Origin of the sequence: Solihabitans fulvus, from assembly GCF_008386585.1 — a bacterium.
Lineage (GTDB): Bacteria > Actinomycetota > Actinomycetes > Mycobacteriales > Pseudonocardiaceae > Solihabitans > Solihabitans fulvus.
The window spans coordinates 339,982-356,743 of record NZ_VUOB01000041.1 but is presented as its reverse complement, the minus strand read 5'-3'; the positions used below and the strand labels follow the sequence as shown (position 1 = coordinate 356,743).

General features: G+C 70.1%; 20 protein-coding genes. 8 read left to right on the top strand and 12 right to left on the bottom strand.

Annotation, left to right across the window (positions count from 1 at the left end):
* Nucleotide 1: 1 nt before the first annotated feature.
* The 9 genes from F0L68_RS23515 to F0L68_RS23480 all read right to left on the bottom strand — a co-directional run bounded on the left by F0L68_RS23515 (nt 2) and on the right by F0L68_RS23480 (nt 8,385).
* The gene (locus F0L68_RS23515) at nt 2–1,939 is read right to left on the bottom strand and encodes a phage baseplate assembly protein V (RefSeq protein WP_149851812.1); all 1,938 of its coding nucleotides are present in this window, start codon (nt 1,937–1,939) and stop codon (nt 2–4) included.
* Nucleotides 1,936–2,667, bottom strand: a complete 732-nt coding sequence (locus F0L68_RS23510) for a LysM peptidoglycan-binding domain-containing protein (RefSeq protein WP_149851809.1) — start codon at nt 2,665–2,667, stop codon at nt 1,936–1,938. Before F0L68_RS23510 ends, F0L68_RS23515 begins: the two co-directional genes overlap by 4 nt.
* Nucleotides 2,664–3,122 (bottom strand): phage tail protein, encoded by a 459-nt coding sequence (locus F0L68_RS23505; protein ID WP_149851808.1) that lies wholly within the window; start codon nt 3,120–3,122, stop codon nt 2,664–2,666. Before F0L68_RS23505 ends, F0L68_RS23510 begins: the two co-directional genes overlap by 4 nt.
* A gap of 50 nt (nt 3,123–3,172) precedes the next feature.
* The gene (locus F0L68_RS23500; RefSeq protein ID WP_149851806.1) at nt 3,173–3,625 is read right to left on the bottom strand and encodes a phage tail protein; all 453 of its coding nucleotides are present in this window, start codon (nt 3,623–3,625) and stop codon (nt 3,173–3,175) included.
* A gap of 11 nt (nt 3,626–3,636) precedes the next feature.
* Nucleotides 3,637–5,649, bottom strand: a complete 2,013-nt coding sequence (locus tag F0L68_RS23495; RefSeq protein WP_188316763.1) for an eCIS core domain-containing protein — start codon at nt 5,647–5,649, stop codon at nt 3,637–3,639.
* A 138-nt stretch (nt 5,650–5,787) separates the two neighbouring features.
* Nucleotides 5,788–5,955 carry a DUF6760 family protein gene (locus F0L68_RS42575; protein ID WP_188316762.1) on the bottom strand — a complete coding sequence of 56 codons (168 nt, stop codon included), beginning with the start codon at nt 5,953–5,955 and terminating at the stop codon, nt 5,788–5,790.
* The gene (locus tag F0L68_RS23490) at nt 5,952–6,344 is read right to left on the bottom strand and encodes a phage tail assembly protein (protein ID WP_223199059.1); all 393 of its coding nucleotides are present in this window, start codon (nt 6,342–6,344) and stop codon (nt 5,952–5,954) included. Before F0L68_RS23490 ends, F0L68_RS42575 begins: the two co-directional genes overlap by 4 nt.
* Nucleotides 6,341–6,799, bottom strand: a complete 459-nt coding sequence (locus F0L68_RS23485; protein WP_188316761.1) for a phage tail protein — start codon at nt 6,797–6,799, stop codon at nt 6,341–6,343. Before F0L68_RS23485 ends, F0L68_RS23490 begins: the two co-directional genes overlap by 4 nt.
* 62 nt (nt 6,800–6,861) lie before the next feature.
* On the bottom strand, nt 6,862–8,385 hold the full coding sequence (locus tag F0L68_RS23480; RefSeq protein WP_149851800.1) for a phage tail sheath family protein: 1,524 nt from the start codon (nt 8,383–8,385) through the stop codon (nt 6,862–6,864).
* Nucleotides 8,386–8,705: 320 nt separating this feature from the next.
* Between F0L68_RS23480 and F0L68_RS23475 the strand changes: the two genes are divergently transcribed.
* Nucleotides 8,706–9,332, top strand: a complete 627-nt coding sequence (locus F0L68_RS23475) for a Pvc16 family protein (RefSeq protein WP_149851799.1) — start codon at nt 8,706–8,708, stop codon at nt 9,330–9,332.
* A 50-nt stretch (nt 9,333–9,382) separates the two neighbouring features.
* On the opposite strand, the gene F0L68_RS44585 is transcribed toward F0L68_RS23475, so the two are convergent.
* Entirely contained in the window at nt 9,383–9,505 is a 123-nt protein-coding gene (locus tag F0L68_RS44585) for a hypothetical protein (RefSeq protein WP_276313895.1), read from the bottom strand.
* On the opposite strand from F0L68_RS44585, the gene F0L68_RS44770 reads away from it, so the two are divergent.
* From F0L68_RS44770 to F0L68_RS23460, 4 genes are all read left to right on the top strand, one after another.
* Complete coding sequence (locus F0L68_RS44770; RefSeq protein ID WP_306463164.1) at nt 9,492–9,728, top strand: PAAR domain-containing protein; 237 nt, start codon at nt 9,492–9,494, stop codon at nt 9,726–9,728. The two genes, F0L68_RS44585 and F0L68_RS44770, sit on opposite strands and share 14 nt — an antisense overlap.
* 65 nt (nt 9,729–9,793) lie before the next feature.
* Nucleotides 9,794–10,567 carry a MauE/DoxX family redox-associated membrane protein gene (locus F0L68_RS44920; protein ID WP_368732280.1) on the top strand — a complete coding sequence of 258 codons (774 nt, stop codon included), beginning with the start codon at nt 9,794–9,796 and terminating at the stop codon, nt 10,565–10,567.
* Entirely contained in the window at nt 10,560–10,880 is a 321-nt protein-coding gene (locus F0L68_RS23465; RefSeq protein ID WP_149851796.1) for a hypothetical protein, read from the top strand. The genes F0L68_RS44920 and F0L68_RS23465 overlap by 8 nt, the downstream gene beginning before the upstream one ends.
* A 33-nt stretch (nt 10,881–10,913) precedes the next feature.
* The gene (locus F0L68_RS23460) at nt 10,914–11,216 is read left to right on the top strand and encodes a hypothetical protein (RefSeq protein ID WP_149851795.1); all 303 of its coding nucleotides are present in this window, start codon (nt 10,914–10,916) and stop codon (nt 11,214–11,216) included.
* 66 nt (nt 11,217–11,282) lie between these two features.
* On the opposite strand, the gene F0L68_RS23455 is transcribed toward F0L68_RS23460, so the two are convergent.
* On the bottom strand, nt 11,283–11,957 hold the full coding sequence (locus tag F0L68_RS23455) for a response regulator (RefSeq protein ID WP_149851793.1): 675 nt from the start codon (nt 11,955–11,957) through the stop codon (nt 11,283–11,285).
* Nucleotides 11,954–13,546 (bottom strand): sensor histidine kinase, encoded by a 1,593-nt coding sequence (locus tag F0L68_RS23450; RefSeq protein WP_223199058.1) that lies wholly within the window; start codon nt 13,544–13,546, stop codon nt 11,954–11,956. The genes F0L68_RS23455 and F0L68_RS23450 overlap by 4 nt, the downstream gene beginning before the upstream one ends.
* Before the next feature lie 314 nt (nt 13,547–13,860).
* Here F0L68_RS23450 and F0L68_RS23445 point away from each other — a divergent pair, with 314 nt between their 5' ends.
* Genes F0L68_RS23445 through F0L68_RS23435 form a run of 3 tightly spaced genes read left to right on the top strand, consistent with a single transcriptional unit; the run spans nt 13,861 to nt 16,577 of the window.
* Complete coding sequence (locus F0L68_RS23445) at nt 13,861–14,670, top strand: ABC transporter ATP-binding protein (protein WP_149851792.1); 810 nt, start codon at nt 13,861–13,863, stop codon at nt 14,668–14,670.
* On the top strand, nt 14,660–15,526 hold the full coding sequence (locus F0L68_RS23440) for an ABC transporter permease (RefSeq protein WP_223199057.1): 867 nt from the start codon (nt 14,660–14,662) through the stop codon (nt 15,524–15,526). Before F0L68_RS23445 ends, F0L68_RS23440 begins: the two co-directional genes overlap by 11 nt.
* A 16-nt stretch (nt 15,527–15,542) precedes the next feature.
* On the top strand, nt 15,543–16,577 hold the full coding sequence (locus F0L68_RS23435) for an ABC transporter substrate-binding protein (RefSeq protein WP_149851790.1): 1,035 nt from the start codon (nt 15,543–15,545) through the stop codon (nt 16,575–16,577).
* Nucleotides 16,578–16,762: the final 185 nt, after the last annotated feature.

Sequence of the window (16,762 nt, the reverse complement as noted above, 5' to 3'; positions counted from 1 at the left end):
GCTAGTTCAACTTGATCGGGTTGCCCTTGATCTCGACGATTCCGGTGCTCTCGATCTTCACGGCCGCCTGCGCCTTGAGGTTGAGGTTCGCGCCGCCGTCGATGTTCACCGTGCCGCCTGCGCCGGTCTTGATGTCGATGGTTCCCGCCGTGCCGCACACGATGCTGATCGAGCCGGTCGGCGACTGACTCGCCGGCGGCTTGGGATCGCAGCTCAACGTGACCTTGCCCGCGGTCTGGTCGATGACCACCGACAGCGAGCCGTCCCCGGTGCCGAGCGTGATCACCGACTTCGTCGGCTGGTTGCTCGGCGGCGGCGTCAGCTCGTCCTCGAACAGCAGGCGGTTGCCGACCGGCGTGACGAACCCGCGCTTGACCACCGCGGCCGACATGCCGCCCGTCGACTTCACCGGTTTGCCACCGAGGTCGAAGGACGTGTTCTCGTTGGGCACCCCGCCGATCACGTAGGGCCGCCTCGGATCGCCGAACTCGAACGCCACCAACACCTCGTCGCCGACCTCGGGCAGGAACACCGCGCCGCTGGACTTGCCAGCGCCGAACTGCACCACCCTCGCCCAGTCCGACTCGTACTGCGGGCCGAGCCACGGCAGCGCGACCTTCACCCGCCCCTTGTCGTCGTTGTTGTTGGTGACGACCCCGCACACCAACCCCGGCATGCGCGCCACCGCGCCCTGGCTCGTGCCGGCGGAGGCGAGGCCGAGCAGCGACCGTTCGTGCCGGCCGCTGACGTAGAACCTGGTGTGGTAGCCGCCTTCCTCCTCGTCGAACACGTGCCGCGCGTTGGTCACCGTCCAGGTGCCGCCGAACTGCGGCGGCACGCCGTCGACCTTCACCTGCGCGCCGGCCTGCACGGCCGGATCGCCGACGACGTAGCCCTCCGCCTCCGCGAAGGTGCTGGCGATGTGCTCGGCAAGCCCCTTGGCCATCTCCTCGGCCGCCGCGCTCGCGGTGCTGCCCTCGCCGGCCGGCCGGTCCACCATGACGTAGGCGGAACTGTCCGACGGGGTACCGAGATCGGGCAGCCCCGGAATCTTGGGCAGCTTGATGTAGGGAATGGGCGAGTCGCGGTTGAACTGGGTGGCCAGCGTCGCGGGATCCTCGTCCTTGAGCTGCGCGGTGCCCGTCTTCACGTCCCGGCTCGCGGTCACGACCTCGGCCTTGCCAGGGTCCCACAGCCGGACCTCGACCTTCGGCGTCAGGTTGGCCGCGCTCAGGCGCGGGTAGAACTCCAGCAGGTTCTGCTTGAACGTCAGCGTCGGCGGGCCCTGCCCGGCCAGCGAGGACACCATGTCCACCGCGCCGCCGACCATGCCGCCGAGCCCGCCGTCGTCCTTGCTTCCGGACGGCTTGCGGAAGAAGAACTTCCCGCCGGACACGCCGGTCTCGTACCCGATCTCCCTGGCCCGCTGCCGGAGGAAGTCCCAGTCCGTCTGGGCGATCTGCGCGAGGTGCGCGTGCGTCGCGGACGTGCTGTCGACCTTGCCGATCTCCAGGCCGGCGTCCTTGGCGACCTTGGTCGCCACCTCGGCGTCGGTCATGTTCAGGTACGTCCTGGTCCGGTTCGCGCGCTGCAACCGGTGCGACTTCTCGTAACCACGGACGACCGTGTAGATGTGCATGCGGGCGCAGACCGCCTCGATCGAGGTGACCTCGCCCGTGATCAGCTTGCTGGCCCGTTCCTCGGTGGCCGCGCCGCCCTGGACCTCGACCTTGGTACCGATGTCGAGGCCGGCGTCGGCGACGACCTGGCCCTCCTCGTCGAGGAAGGTCAGCTCGAACATGTCCGGCAGGTGCAGGTGGGTGTCGACCACGACCCTGGCGAGCTTCGCCTCGACGGCGGCGCGCAGCGGCGAACCGCCGACCACCACGCTGGCGCGGACCGTCGCCGAACCGTCGGAGAAGAAGTCGAGACCGATCATGCCGGGCTCCGCTCGTCGGGATGCGGCAGCAGCAGGACGTCGCCAGGCCGCACCCGCGCCGGGTCGTCGATGCCGTTGGCCTCGGCCAACCAGCGCCACCGCTGCGGATTGCCGTACGCCTCGGTCGCGATCCGTTGCAGGCTCTCGCCCTCGCTCACCACGTGCCGGCGACGGCCGGGCAGGCCGCCGGAGGTCGGGTTGGTCGGCAGCGTGCCGAGCAGGCTGGGCTGCTCCAACAGTTTCAGGTTCACGTTGGCCCTGATCGGGATGCCCTGCGAGTTGAAGCGGACGTAGTCGATCTGGCAGTTGCTGATCACCACGTCGTACATGAAGCCGATCTCCGGCGGCCCCCAGGAGAACATCAGCAGCGGCGGCTTGGTGGCCAGGTTGATCAGGCCGCCGGACAGCGCGGACAGCGCGGCGCCGGCGATCGCGCCGAGCATGCCGCCGCCAGGGGTCATCCAGTTCAGCAGCTGGTCGCAGGTCAGCTTGATGTCGTTGCCCCGGAACATGACCTCGTTGATCGAGATCGTGCTCATCTTGGCGCCCTTGACGACGTTCGGATGCCCGCCGCCCGGCATGCCGCCGTTGCGGCTGGTGCTCGGCCGCTGCGTCAGGTCGGCCGCCCGGGAGATCGAGATCTTCTGCGGGTTGAAGCCGAACTTCACCACGCCGGGGGCCGTCGGCGTCTTGCTCACCAGCATCGCGTGCACCACGCCTCCGCTCACAGGAACCCCTCGTGCACCAGTTGCAGCTTCTCCAGCGCGATGCGCCCGGTGGACGCGTCCAGGTCGGGGCCTTCCCACTTCTGCGGGTATACGTTGCGCAGCCGCCAGGTCGTCACGGGCTTGTTCTGCGAGTCGAGCAGGGTGATCTGCGCGGTGCGGTCGCTGTAGCCGCCGTCGGAGGAGTCGCTGAACCAGGTCGACACGACCTGCGACAGCCACCGCTGCACCCGGCCGGAGTCGTCGGTGTTCATCGCGCGTTGCAGCGTGATCGGCGGGTAGTCGACGCAGTCGGGCACGATCGTCTGGAACTCGTAGTTCGCGCCCTGCTTGATCTTCTGGTTGTGGAACTCCACGGCGAGGCCGGCGCAACTGGCCCAGCCGCCGAGGTCGATCTCGTCGACCACGACACGGAATCGCATGCTCATGCCGAGCAGTGCGGCGGGGCTGATGGGCACGGCTTACGCCTCCCGTCCTTGGTGGTGGTTGGGTTGTCTCGGCGGAGTTGTCAGTGCTGGACCTGGTCGTCGAGGAATCCGGCGTGGTGCAGTTCGAGCGTCTCGGTGGCCACGCTGCTCGCGGAGGAGTCGAACGCGGTGATGGCCCACCGCATCGGCACGGTCCTGGTGAGGTCCCAGTGCGCGACCTCCTTGTTGGCCGCGTCGCAGAGCTTGATGTGGCCGGTCATCGCCTTGGCCTTGAAGGAGTTGTTGGACAGGTACTCCTTGACCTTCATCGTGTCGGCGCAGGCCGCCCTGGTCAGCTTGATCACCTCGTACTGGGTCGCGCCGGGGAAGAAGTAGCGCTCGTTGCCCTGGTCCCCGGTGCGGTACTCGGCCACGTCCCATTTCACGTTGAGACCATCCACTTTGGACCAACTGCCGAGGTCGATCTTGCCGTCGTCGAGGGTCACCTGGAACCTGTTCACCAGGCCGATCATGGTGTCGCTGCTGATGGGCATCCTGTTTGCTCCTAACGGAAGTCGGCGAGCAGGCCGGACCGCTCACGATCGACGAGCAGTTCGCCTCGGAGCCGGCTGCGCAGGCGGTCGTAGATCCGGCCGGCCAGTTCGTCGAGGTCGATCCGGTCTGGGTTGATCAGCGCCTGCTCCTGGTCGCCGGCCGAGGTCGCGTGCGCGGCGCCGGCTCCGGCGGCGGCCGCCGCGGCCGGGTGGGTAGCCGCCGCCGGGTGCGTCGCGGCCTGATGCTGCTGGGTGCTACGGCTCGCGGTCGCGGGCTGGGCGCCCTGACGGTCGTTGGCTGAGGCGTCCGCGGCGTCGATGCCGAACGGCGCGGCGAGCAGGCCCGCGAAGCCGTCGGACACCTGTTGGCCGAACTGTCCCCAGGTGCGGATGCGGCCGTCGTCGTTGGCGCCCTGGGGTTGGTTCGGGCCGCCGGATCCGGTGGAGCCGGCGGATCCGTTGGAGCTGGTGGAGCTGGTGGAGCCACCGCGTTGCGCGCCGCCGCGCGAGCCGCCCTGGGAGCCGGTGCCCCGTTGGCCGAACTCCTGGCCGAGGCGCTGCTCCACCATGGTGTTCTCCGAGGAACCGAGGTCGGCCAGCGCCGGCAGGTGGGCCATGGCGCGTTCCTGGTTGATCTCGGTGAGCAGTTGGTGGCGCAGTTGGGTTCGGCGGAGGTCGCGCGCGAGGCCCCCGTCGGGCTGCTCGACCGTGTCGGCGCCCCAGGAGTCGAGGACCATGCCGCCGAAGCTGCTGGCCATCAGGCCGCCGAACTCCGCGCCGCTGCGGGGATTGCGGTCGTCTCGCTGTTCGGTCCAGCGGTCGTCGGGCAGCTGCACCCCGCCCGCCTGGTTCGACTGGGCGCCTGCGGGCGGTGTCGTGGTCGGCTGCGGTGTCGGCACGGGAGCCGGCGCCGGCGCTGGCGCAGTTGGCGGATGCTGCGGCGGGGCCGCCGCTTCGACGACGGGCGCGCGCTGCACGTCGCCGGAGGTCGTTGCGGCGACCGGCGTCGGCGGGTGGATCAGGGCTGGCGGAGGCGTGCCGCCTCGGCCCGCCCAGGACTCGGCGGCGCGGGCCTCGGCCTCCAGACGGCGGCCGTGGTCGGTGGACTCGGCCGGCAGGCGCGGACCCAGCGTGCGTTGCTGCACGACGTGCACCAACTCGTGGCCGAGAAGACCCTTGGCCGGCCCGGAATGCAGCGGCCCGGCCTCGGCGGGCAGGAAGACCGCGCCGTCCCTGGTGAAGGCCCGCGCGGCCATGGCGGTCGCCTGCGTCGAGACCTCAGGGCCGCGGTGCACCGGCACGTCGGCGACGTCGATCCCCTGCGTGGCGCGGAAGGCCTCGGCGAGCTCCGTGGGCACCCGCTCCGTCACCGGCACGGGGGCGGGCGGCTCGGCCCGTTCCTGTGGTGCCGGGGGCTCTGCTGGACGGGCGGGTGACTCAGGGTGTGCCGTTGGCTCGCCGAGTGCTGGCCCCGGTTCGGGCGCTGCTGGAGTTGAGATCGCGTCGGTTGGCGGATGGGTCAGCGGCGCGCCGAGGCCCAGTCTGCGGCTCTGGCCCAGGTTGGGCCTGCCGCTCTGGCGCGAGGCTGGACGGGCCGGCGGTTCCTCGGCCGTGGTCGCGATCGGCCTGACGGGTGCGAATGACCTGGCCGGCAGGGACAGCGATGGGGCTGCGGGCGGAGGCGGCGGCAGGCCGAGCGGGTCCTGGGTGAACTGCTGGGCGGCCCGGAGCCAGGCCGGCGCGCGGTGCGGCTCGGCCGGTTGCCGTGGTTCGCCGACGTAGTCGTCGACGGCGTGCCAGAGTTCGGACCGCGGCTCGGGGGTGTGCGGCAGCACCGCGCGCCGGGTCGGCGGGAGCAGCGGTGGCAGGCCAGCGCCGGTCGGCTCGACGGGCGCGGGCGGCAGCACCACGGCGAGGCCGTGCACCAGCCCGGACACCGGTTCGACGGCCGCGGTCGGGGCGGGGGCCGGGCGCAACAGGTCGCGCGTGCCGCTCACCTCGGGCAGCCGCGCCGGCAGCAGCACCGGCGCCTCCGGTGGGATGGTGGGCCGCAGGGCCGGGAGCACTCGCCACGCCGGGCGGGCGTCCGTAGAGGGCGTGAGCGGCGTGGATGGTTGGCCTTGTTGGGCAGAACGGCGTCGGAACGGCCAGCGCATCTGGATTCACCACCCCTCGTTCTGGGCTCCCACCTGGGAGTGGATCTTGCCGACCTCGGCGACGATTCGTTGCCTGGTCGGATGGTCGAGGTCCAGGATCGAGTCGAACGACCAGTGCAGGTAGTAGGCGACGTACGCGAGTTCCTCCCAGAGGCGCTCACCCGCGTACGTCACGATCCCCCCGGTGCATCAGCCGCGACATCCACGGCAAAGGAGTGCCCGCAGGACGGGCAGTCCACGGCGACCTCGGTGCGGCCGTCCTGGTTGATCCGGCGGTACAGGTCCTGGAGGAACGCGAGGTCCGACGCGAACAGGTTCTCGATCACGAACGTGTCCACTGTGGACACATGGCCGAGGCTGGTCACCGTCCGCTCCAGAAGCAGAACGGTCAGGTAGGCCGGGTTCTGCCGCACGCGGGCGTCGGTCTGCGGCGTGATCTCGTCCCGCGCGGTCGCCAGCCGCATCACGCCATCGCGGTGCACCTGGCCGCTCTCGTCGACGTAGCCGCGCGGCAGCGTGAACGGGTACTCCGTGCGGAGGCCGACCTCCACGGCGGCGGTCACGGCGCGACCCGTTCCAGGTTCTCGCACACGATCACGACGGACTCGGTGAGCACCTCGTTCGAGCCGGCCTTGAGCGCGCCGATCTCGATCTTGGCCGGCCAGGCGTTCGACAGGTGGTAGCGCGCGACGGGCCGGCCGTCGCTGTTGTACATGACCAGCGAGCAGCTCTTGCGGGCCGCGACGATGTCGCCGTTGAGCACCGACTGGTGCCAGGCCCACAGCTCCATGCCGGTGTTCTTGCCGCGCTTGAGGGTGATCGTTGGCGGCTTCCGGTTGCCTGGCAGCTTCTTGAAGATCACTTCTTTCTCGCTGGACTCCATGAAGTCGACGGGAACGACCTCGGTGACGATGCCGGTCAGCTCCGAGAACTGGGCGATCTCGTAGCCGTCGATGGTGATGGAGAACCGCGCCGCGGTGATCGCGTCATTGGGTTGGTTTGCGCCAAGTCCAGGCACTGTCGTCCCTCCTCGGGGAGTGCGCAGCTGGGAGACCTGCGCGGGCAGCTGGGAAGCACGTGCTACTCCTCAAGGCCTGCGCCCTCGGAGAACTGCGAGATGCGGAACACGACGAACTCGGCCGGCTTGACCGGGGCGATGCCGATGTCCACGGTCAGGATGCCGGCGTCGCGGTTCTCCGGCGGGTTGTTCTCCTCGTCGCACCGCACGAAGAAGGACTCCGCGGGGCGCGCGCCGAACAGCGCGCCGTCGCGCCAGACCCTGGTCAGGAACATGGTGATGGTGCGCTTCACCGAGTCCCACAGCTTGGCGTCGTTCGGCTCGAAGACGACCCAGTTGGTGCCCTGGAGGATGGACTTCTCCACGTAGTTGAACAGCCTGCGCACGTTGAGGTAGCGCCACTCCGGGTCGCTGGACAGCGTGCGCGCGCCCCACACCCGGATGCCCTGACCGGGGAACGCGCGCAGGCAGTTCACCGCGATCGGGTTGAGGATGTCGTGCTCTCCCTTGGTGATGGACAGCTGGAGCGAGACGACCCCGCGCACCACCTCGTTGGCCGGGGCCTTGTGCACGCCGCGCGTGGTGTCGCTGCGCGCCCAGACGCCGGCCATGTGGCCGCTCGGCGGGATGAACACCTGCTTGCCGGAGACGCTGTCCGCGACCTTGATCCACGGCCAGTACATCGCGGCGTACTTGGAGTCGTAGCCGGCGATCTGCATCCGCCATTCCTTGACCTGCTGGGCGTTCAGGTTCGGCGGGGTGTCGAGGATCGCGACGCGGTCGGCCATCAGCTCGCAGTGCGCGATCATCGCCAGTTGGACGGCCTTGACGTCCTCGAGGGTCAGGAGGTCCTTCTGGTAGGCGGCCATCAGGTCGGGCACGCAGAGCATGGTGACCTCGTCCACCGCCTCGAGGCCGGCGAAACCGGTGCGGTCGGCGGAGTCTCCCGAGTAGTGGCGTGGCATCAGCCGTTCTGGCGCCGGGGCCGGGCCGCTGGAGAGCGTCACCTCGCCCGGCTTCGGCACGGCCACCGTCCTGCCCTTGACCTCGTCGACCATGACGAGCTTGGACTGCTGGCGCAGCACGGAGGCGACGTTGTTGGGGCCGCGCTTGGCGGTCACGTTGTCGAAGGTCTCGACGGGTGCGCCTGCCTGCTTGACGATGAGCTTGAAGGTGTCGTCCGCGCCGCCGGTGGCCTCGGCGACCTCCACCGTGAGGTCGCCGGTCGCGCCGTCGCGGGTCGCGATGGTGAGCGCAGGGCGGTCGCCGTCGGCGGCCGAGGGCAGCTCCGCGACGGCCGGGCGCGGCTCGTCGTTGGTGGCGCCGCCGATCCTGACCACGTAGGCGGTGCCGCCGCCGTTGGAGAAGTAGCCGAAGACGGCGTGCGCGAGGTAGCAGCCCTCGGTGAGGTCGCCGAAGGCCTGCCGGAACTGCGTCCAGTTGGTGACCAGCGTCGGCTCGTTGAGCGGACCGGTCTCGGCGAGGCCGACGAAGGCGGCGACCGCCGTGCCGACGGCCTCGATGGGCCGCGACCCGGAGGAGACCTCCTCCATGTACACACCGGGAGCGAGGTAGCTGCTTGGCATCGGGCCCTCCCTGACAAACACCATGGGGTGTGCCGTGGACGCGCCTGCCGACACCGTGCGGTGTGCCCCTGGCATGGTGGGGAGCATCGTGCGGTGTGCTCCGGACGCGTCGGTGCACGCAGCGAGCTTGGCAATCGCGGGGTATTCGTCCCAGCGGCTGCGGGGCGGCACGGCGGGCGCGGGGGCCCGCCCCTTTGGGCGAGCCGAGGGGTCGGTCTTTCGGGCGGCCTGCGGGGTCGCGCTTTTGGGTGGCTGGGCGCGGCCGAAGGACGACCCGAGGGACCTGTCAGCGTGGCCAGCGGCGCGCCGACACTGGCGGCATGATCCCGGAGGTTGACGAGGCACTGTGCCGGTTGCTCGCTCCGGCGCTGCCCGAGGGCACCTCGGTGCGCCTGGAGCCGCCGACGCCGACGTGGCTGACCGAGCAGAGTCATCCCTCGGTGGTCGACCTGTTTCTGTTCGGGTTGCGGGACGATCCGCGCGGCCGGACCGCTGGATGGACCGATGTGCGGGACGGGCAAGGGCGGGTCGTCGGGCGGCAGGAGTCGGCGCGGCGGTATGAGCTGTCCTACCTGGTGACCGCGCGGGCCGAGGACGTGTATCGGGAGCACATGCTGCTGGACCGGGTGTTGCGGGTCGCGACGGACGTGGACGCCGTACCGCCCGACTGCCTGCCGGACGAGCTGGCCGCCACGGGATTGCCTGTGCTGCTTCGGTTGGCCGATCTGGGGCCTAGTGTCCTGTGGTCGGCTCTTGGCATGCCGGCCCGGTGCGCCTTCGTGTTGGACGTGAGCGCGCCGGTGCTGCCCGGGGTGGACACGGAGATCGCCGCGGCGGCGGAGGAGTTGCGGGTGGAGGTGGCTCGGCCGTCGGCCGGCCGGCCTGCCGCTCCGGAGCCTCGGCGGCCGGGGCGGTGGGTTCGGGCTCAGGTCCGGGAGGAGAGCTGACCGGTGGGTACCGCCGCCAAGCAGGGGGATCCCGTTACCGGGACGGATGTTCACATCATCCTGGTGCCGACACCAGGCGGGCCCGTACCCACTCCGACGCCGATGCCGTTCAACGGGACGATCACGGGGTCGTGCAGCCCGAACGTGTTGGTGCAGAACATGCCAGCGGCCACGGTCGGCAGTATCGCGATGAACTCGCCGCCGCACGTGCCCACCGGGGGGCCGTTTCAGGTGCCGCCCACCAACCAGGGGGTGGTGGCGATGGGTAGCGCGACCGTGTTGATCAACGGGAAGCCTGCTGCGCGCAGCGGGGATCCGGTGAACACGTGCAACGATCCCGCGCCCGCGCCTACCGGGGTGATCGGTGGGGCCAGCACCGTGGTGGTGGGTGGTTGAATTGATCCGGAACGCTCCCGCCGGAAGGGTTGTCGCGGCCCGCCTTGGCGCCTGGAGGTGTTGCCGTGCAGGGGATCGCACTGTCGGTGGGGTGCCTGTTCGTCACGGCCGGGGCGCCTAAGGTCGTCGCGCCTCGACATGCGGCCGCCGCGCTGCGGCGAGTGTTGCGCGCGGGCCGGTTTGCGCACTGGGGTGGTCGGATGCTTGGCGTGTGGGAGGTCGCGCTCGGGTGTTGCCTGCTTGCCGGGGTCGCGTCCGCGCCGGTTCGGGTGGCCGTTGCGGTGACGTGCACGGGTTTTGTCGCCGTGGTGCTGTTGGCGATTCGCAACGGGGTGGCGTGCGGTTGCTGGGCTGGGCTCAGCGAGGGGCCGGCCGGCGGGGCCGAGCTCGGCAGGGCGGTTGTGCTGGCGGTTGGCGCCTGGGTGGTGGCTCTCGGGCGCGATGTGGGACCGACTTTTCCTGTCGCGGTTGGGTTTGTGGCCGCCGTGTGCGGCGGGTCGGTGGTTGGGCGGTTGGTTCTGCCGGTGCGGTCCATGCGGGTTGCCAGGCGGCTGCGGGCGCGGGCGGGGACCGGGGTGCTGACTCGCGTCGGGGGCGAACTTCTCTTGCTGGGCGGCGTTGTGCACGGCGGCAGCGCGGGTGGGTTGCGGCGCTGGCATCGGGTCCTGCACGCGGATGCGATGGGCGCGGAGGCGGCGGGTCCGGACGTGTCGTCGGGCGCACTTTGGGGCAGGGAGGTCGGACCCGGGGCGCGTCCCGTTCGCCGTGGTCCCGCACTGTCCCAAGGGGAATGCTCGACGCGCCAGAACCTGGCCCGGAAGGAGACAGATCATGCCTGAGTTCGGTGACGCGTTCACCCAGCAACTCGGCGAGAAGGGCATCTCGGTCGACGCCAGCACCGTGGCCGACCAGACGACGACCTATCACGCCGTCAACGAACTGCACGAGTTCTACCACGGGCTCGACGACACCAACAAGCAGGTGCTCGACACCCTTGCGCAGGACTACTCGATCTCTGCCGCGCTGACCGGCGCGGAGGTCATCTCCGCCGACAACCCCGTTGTCGCTGCGGCGGACGGCAAGGGGCTCGGCCAGGCCGTCGACGACCTGTGGGCCAGTTACCAGGCAGCTTCCGACAACCAGACCGCCTGACGCGGCCGACCAGCAGGGAATGGTGAACTAGCGATGGCATGGGACCAGTTCTGCGACTGCCTCGGCGGCGACTTCGAGGTGCTCAAGACCGAGGCGAGCGACGACACGAAGGCCACCGTGGAGTGGCTCATCAACACCTGGAACTCCTTGGACTCCAGGGTGAAGGCCGTGCTGACGGTGCTGTTCGGGTGGTATGGCAAGGATGCCTTGGCCAAGATCGCCACCATCTCGTTGGTCGACGACCCGGTGTTCTGGGCGGCGGTAGCCGGCGTGGGGCTCGGCACGTTCGTCGGGATGGCCTACGACTGTTGGGACAAGCTGGAGGCTGCGGCCTGACCGGTATGAGACGGGCCGGGCGGGGCGGTTCGGGGTCGTAACAGCTGTCCTGTCGCGGGGCCGCTGTTACGGGCCCGAAGCGCCGGTCTTCCACTCGTACTGGTGTTCCGGGCGGCCCGTTGCGCCGTAGCGGAGGGTCATCGTGGCCTCGCCCTGCTCGGCCAGGACCGCGAGATAGCGCTGGGCCGTCGCCCTGGCGATGCCCAGGGTTGCCGCGATTCCCGCCGCTGTGGCCGGTTGTCCCGCGTCGCGCAGGGCGTCGGCCACCAGGCGGGCGGTGACTCTGGTCTGACCCTTCTGGGTGCGTTGACGGTCGCCGTCGTGGAGTTGGCGCAGCGCCCTGTCTATCTCCTCCTGAGTCAGTCGACCGTCCGTTGTGGACAGTTGGATGCGGTAGCGCGCGTAGGACGTCAGGCGGTCGGCCAGTTGCTCCGCGGTGAAGGGCTTGATCAGATAGTTGAGTGCGCCCGCGGCGAAGGCCGCCCTGACGGAGGCTGGGTCGGAGGCGGCGGTGAGCATGATCGCGTCGGCCCTCAGCTCCGTGAGGAGCGTCAGGCCGGACTGGTCCGGGAGGTAGTTGTCCAGGAGGACCAGGTCCGGGTTGAGGCTGTCGACCAGCTCGCGGGCCTCGGCGGCGGTGCGGGCGGCGCCGACGACCGCGAAGCCAGGAACGCGTTCCACGAACACCGTGTGCACCTGGGCCACGCGGAAGTCGTCCTCTACCACCAGGACTCGGATCACCTGTCACCGTCCAGCACCTCGGGGAGCCTGGCCACGAAGACCGCGCCGTGCTCGGGTTCGCCGTTCTCCGCAAGTCTGACCTCGCCGCCGAGGCCTCGCGCCGCCTGCCTGGCCAGGGCCAGGCCAAGGCCACGATCCGCGCCGTCCCTTGTGGACACTCCCTCGGCCCAGATGGCGTCCTGGAGGCGACGCGGCACGCCGTCGCCCGTGTCGGCGACGGTGAGGTGCAGAGTGGTGGCGTCGGCCAGCAGCTCCACCTCGACCTCGGCGGGGCGGCGGCCGCCGAGTCTTGCGGCCTCCAGGGCGTTGTCGACGAGGTTGCCAAGGACGGTGGTGACCTCGACCGGGGCGACCACCCTGCCGGGCACCCAACTGCCTTCGCCGACGAGCAGCGCCACGCCCTTCTCCTGCGCTGCGGCCGTTTTCGCGGCGAGGAACGCCAACAGGTACGGGTCGCGCAGCGCCTCGCCGCCCGCGCCGAGCGGGGCGATCGGGCCCGAGGCGAGCGCCTGGAGGTAGTCGACCGCCTCCTGGTGGTGGTTCGTCTGGAGCAGGCCGGAGAGGGTGTGCAGGCGGTTGGCGAACTCGTGCCGTTGGGCGCGCAGCGCGTCGGTCAGGCCGCGCACCGAGTCCAGCTCGCGGGTCAGCGTCTCCAGGTCGGTTCGGTCGCGGAGCGTCAGCACGCCGCCGAGGTCGCGGCCGTCCCTGCGGACCTCGCGGCGGTTCACGACGAGGACCCGCTCGCCGGCCACCGTGATCAGGTTGTCCACCCGGCCGCTCGTGGTGAGGGTCGCGTGCAGGCGCGGCGGCAGGTCGAGGTCCTCGGCCGAGGTGCCGGGCTGGATGCGGGTGCCGAGCAGGCGAATCGCCTCCTGGTTGCAGACGGTGACCCGGCCGCCGGTGTCCACGGCCAGCACTCCTTCGCCGATGCCGTGCAGGACCGCCTCCCGCTCCTGCATCAGGCCGGCCAGCTCGTGCGGTTCCAGGCCGAGCGTGCGGCGCTTGAGCAGGCGGGTCAGCAGGGCCGATCCCGCCACGCCGAGCAGGAGCGCCGGGCCAACGTAGAGGCCGGCAAGGCCGAGCAGGTGCAGCAGCGAGGTGTTGATGTCCTCCGCGTCGAACCCGACGCTGACCTCGCCGACGATGGCGCCGGTGTGATCGCGGAGCGGGACCTTGCCCCTGGCCGAGAGGCCCAGCGTGCCCTCCTCGACGCTGACCACCTCGTTGCCGGCGAGGGCGCCGCTCGGATCGGTGCTGACCCGTTGGCCGATCTGGTCCGGGCTCGGGTGCGCGAGGCGGATGCCCGCCTGGTCGGTGACCACCACGAACAGCGCCCTGGTCGCCTGCCTGACGCGCTCGGCCCTGACCGGCACGAGGTGGTCGGGGTCGTCGCGCGCGACGGCGTCGCCGACCTCGACGTCGGCGGCGACCGTGCGGGCCACAGACAGGGCGCGCTGCCCGAACTGGAGTTCGAGATCCCGGTCCAGCAGCCAGCCGACCAGGGCAAACCCGACGCCGACCACGAGCGTGACGACGCCGATCTGGAGCAGCAGCACCTGCCGTGCGAAGCGCATTCGGGGCGGTGCCATGCGGCAGAAGGTACCTCGGGAGCAAAACGAGCAAAACGTGAACAACGCGAACTGGGCGAACAACCTCGACAAGGGTTCGGAAAGTGAGCGCGCTCACCTACGTTCCTGCGCCAACGAAACATGCCGTTACGAGCTCCTAACACGATGGCGTTCGACTGGGAGTGGCGTCCAGGTGGCGCGTCGCAAGGCGGAGGAGCCCCTCATGGCGGAGCCATGTGGGGCGACGACAACGCAGCGAGGCGTCAGCTGGGCGTCACTCCGTCGGACAGTCATCGTGTTAGGAGCTCTAGCGGCCCCGACACTGGAGCAGGACGATGAGTGAAGACCCGGTGATCGAGCTGCGAGGAGCGAGCAAACGCTTCCGCAGCGGCTCCGGAGGGGTGCACACCGCCGTGCGGGACCTGACGATGACTGTCGCGCGCGGCGAGTTCGTCGCGGTCGTCGGCCCGACGGGCTGCGGCAAGTCGACCACGTTGTCGCTGGTCTCGGGCCTGGAGCCGCCGTCGGATGGCGAGGCGTTGGTCGCGGGACGGCCGGTGGACGGCATCCCCGACGGCATCGGCTACATGTTCCAGAACGACGCCGTGCTGCCGTGGCGCTCGGTGCTGGACAACGTGGCCGCCGGGCCGCGCTATCGCGGCGAGGCGAAGGCCGCCGCGCGGGAGAAGGCGCGCGACTGGGTCGCCAGGGTCGGGCTCGGCGGGTTCGAGAGCTACTACCCGCACCAGCTGTCCGGCGGCATGCGCAAGCGCGTCGCGCTGGCCCAGACGCTGGTGAACGAGCCGTCGATCCTGCTGATGGACGAGCCGTTCAGCGCGCTGGACGTGCAGACGCGGGCGCTGATGCAGGACGAGTTGCTGCGGTTGTGGTCGGGCAGCAACGCCGCGGTGATCTTCGTGACGCACGACCTCGAGGAGGCCATCGCGTTGGCCGATCGGGTGCTGGTGATGACGGCGGGCCCGGCCACCGTGAAGGCCTCGTTCGACGTGCCGCTGGCGCGGCCCCGCGACGTCGAAGAGATCCGGCTGACGGCCGAGTTCCTGGAGATCTACCGGGAGATCTGGGAGTCGCTGAAGGAAGAGGTCGAGGAGACCCGTGCGAGGGGAGCCGGACGTGTCGCCTGAGGCTTCGGCGGTGTTGGCGGCGCCCGCGCCCGTGCGGGCGCCGGTGTCGGTCGCCTCGGCGGTGCGTCGGCGGCGGATGAAGATCTGGTCGATCCGGCTCGCGCTCGTGGTGCTGTGGCTGGGAAGTTGGGAGGTCTCGGCCACCTACTGGATCGACCCGTTCTTCTACTCCAAGCCCTCCTCGGTGTGGCAGCGGCTGGTGGACTGGTTCAGCTCCGGCACCAGCCAGGGGTCGATCTGGGAACAGATGTCGGTGACGCTCCAGGAGGCTGCGGCGGGCTTCGTGCTCGGCGCGCTGGCCGGCGTGGTGCTCGGCATCCTGCTCGGCCGCAGCCATCTGCTGTCCGACATCTGCGCGCCGTTCATCAAGGCGGCCAACGCGGTGCCGCGCATCGTGCTCGCCGCGCTGTTCGTGCTGTGGTTCGGCCTCGGCATGTCCTCCAAGATCGCGACCGCGTTCGTGCTGGTGTTCTTCGCGGTGTTCTTCAACGCCTTCCAGGGCGCCCGCGAGGTGGACCGCAACCTGGTCAACAACGCTCGAATCCTTGGCGCCAGCCGGTTCCAGGTGCTGACCACCATCGTGGTGCCGAGCGCGACGTCGTGGATCCTGGCCTCGCTGCACTCCGCGTTCGGGTTCGCCCTGATCGGCGCGGTCGTCGGCGAGTTCACCGGCGCGGACCGGGGCCTCGGCCTGCTCATCGACCGGTCGAGGAGCACGTTCGACTCCGCCGGCATCTACGCCGGCATGATCGTGATCACCGTCATCGCGCTGCTCGCCGAATGGCTCATCACCGCGCTGGAGAAGCGCCTCCTCAAGTGGCGGCCCCCTGCCGCGTCCGCAGAAGCCCAGATCTGACCCCGGAGTGCACACCATGAAGATCCGTTCCATCGCGGCCATCGCGCTCGCCTCCGTCGCGGCGATCAGCCTCACGGCGTGTCGGGACTCCCGGGACACCGGCAGCGGCGCCAGCACCGACGTCAAGATCATGGTCGGCGGCATCGACAAGGTCATCTACCTGCCGGCCAAGCTCACCGAGCAGCTCGGCTACTTCAAGGACCAGGGCCTCAACGTCCAGCTGCTCACCGAGCCAGCCGGCGCGACCGCGGAGAACACCCTGATCTCCGGTGACGTGCAGGGCGTCGTCGGCTTCTACGACCACACCATCGACCTCCAGACCAAGGGCAAGTGCATCACCAGCGTCGTGCAGTTCGCCGACGTGCCCGGCGAGGTCGAGGTGGTCGGCGCCGCACAGGCCGACAAGATCAAGAGCCCGGCCGACTTCAAGGGCCGCAAGCTCGGCTTCACCAGCCCCGGCTCGTCCACGGACTTCCTCACCCAGTACCTGGCCACCAAGAACGGCGTGGCGACCACCGAGTACACCGGCGTCAAGGCGGGCGCGGGGCAGACCTTCGTCGCCGCGCTCGACCAGGGCGGCATCGACGCCGGCATGACCACCGACCCCACGGTCGCCCAGCTCGTCTCCACGGGTAAGGGCAAGGTGCTGGTGGACATGCGCACGGTCGAGGGCACCAAGGCCGCGCTCGGCGGCCTCTACCCGGCCAGCTCGCTGTACATGGACTGCAAGTACGTGAACGACCACAAGGACGTGGTGCAGAAGCTCGCGAACGCGTTCGTGAAGACCCTCGGCTTCGTCAACTCGCACTCGGCCGAGGAGATCGCCGCGAAGATGCCGGCCGACTTCGCGAACGGCGGTAAGGAGCTGTACGCCAAGTCGATCAACGACACCAAGCCGATGTTCAACCGGGACGGGAAGATGAAGGCCGAGGGCGCGCGCAACGTGCTCGACGTGCTCAGCCAGTTCTCCCCCAACGTCAAGGGCCGCAAGGACAGCGTCGACCTCGCCAAGACCTACACCACCGAGTTCGCCGACAAGGCCGCTGGCTGACCCTGGCAGCACGAAGCCGCAGGTCAGCGACCCCGTGCCGGCTGTTCGACCGGCACGGGGTCGCGCCGCTTTCCGCTCGTGACAGTGCGCAGATACCGAGACGTCACGGCCCCACCGTAGAAACGGTGTCGGAGCGGCTCGCGACCGAAGCACCGCTCCGCGACATGGGTCTGACGCAGCTGTCA

What these genes read in the sequence shown, in the direction of transcription:
- F0L68_RS23515 (WP_149851812.1), bottom strand. Translation starts at nt 1,939, where the DNA reads ATGATCGGTCTCGACTTCTTCTCCGACGGTTCGGCGACGGTCCGCGCC.
- F0L68_RS23500 (WP_149851806.1), bottom strand. Translation starts at nt 3,625, where the DNA reads ATGCCCATCAGCAGCGACACCATGATCGGCCTGGTGAACAGGTTCCAG.
- F0L68_RS23480 (WP_149851800.1), bottom strand. Translation starts at nt 8,385, where the DNA reads ATGCCAAGCAGCTACCTCGCTCCCGGTGTGTACATGGAGGAGGTCTCC.
- F0L68_RS23475 (WP_149851799.1), top strand. Translation starts at nt 8,706, where the DNA reads ATGATCCCGGAGGTTGACGAGGCACTGTGCCGGTTGCTCGCTCCGGCG.
- F0L68_RS44770 (WP_306463164.1), top strand. Translation starts at nt 9,492, where the DNA reads ATGCCAGCGGCCACGGTCGGCAGTATCGCGATGAACTCGCCGCCGCAC.
- F0L68_RS23465 (WP_149851796.1), top strand. Translation starts at nt 10,560, where the DNA reads ATGCCTGAGTTCGGTGACGCGTTCACCCAGCAACTCGGCGAGAAGGGC.
- F0L68_RS23460 (WP_149851795.1), top strand. Translation starts at nt 10,914, where the DNA reads ATGGCATGGGACCAGTTCTGCGACTGCCTCGGCGGCGACTTCGAGGTG.
- F0L68_RS23450 (WP_223199058.1), bottom strand. Translation starts at nt 13,546, where the DNA reads ATGGCACCGCCCCGAATGCGCTTCGCACGGCAGGTGCTGCTGCTCCAG.
- F0L68_RS23445 (WP_149851792.1), top strand. Translation starts at nt 13,861, where the DNA reads ATGAGTGAAGACCCGGTGATCGAGCTGCGAGGAGCGAGCAAACGCTTC.
- F0L68_RS23435 (WP_149851790.1), top strand. Translation starts at nt 15,543, where the DNA reads ATGAAGATCCGTTCCATCGCGGCCATCGCGCTCGCCTCCGTCGCGGCG.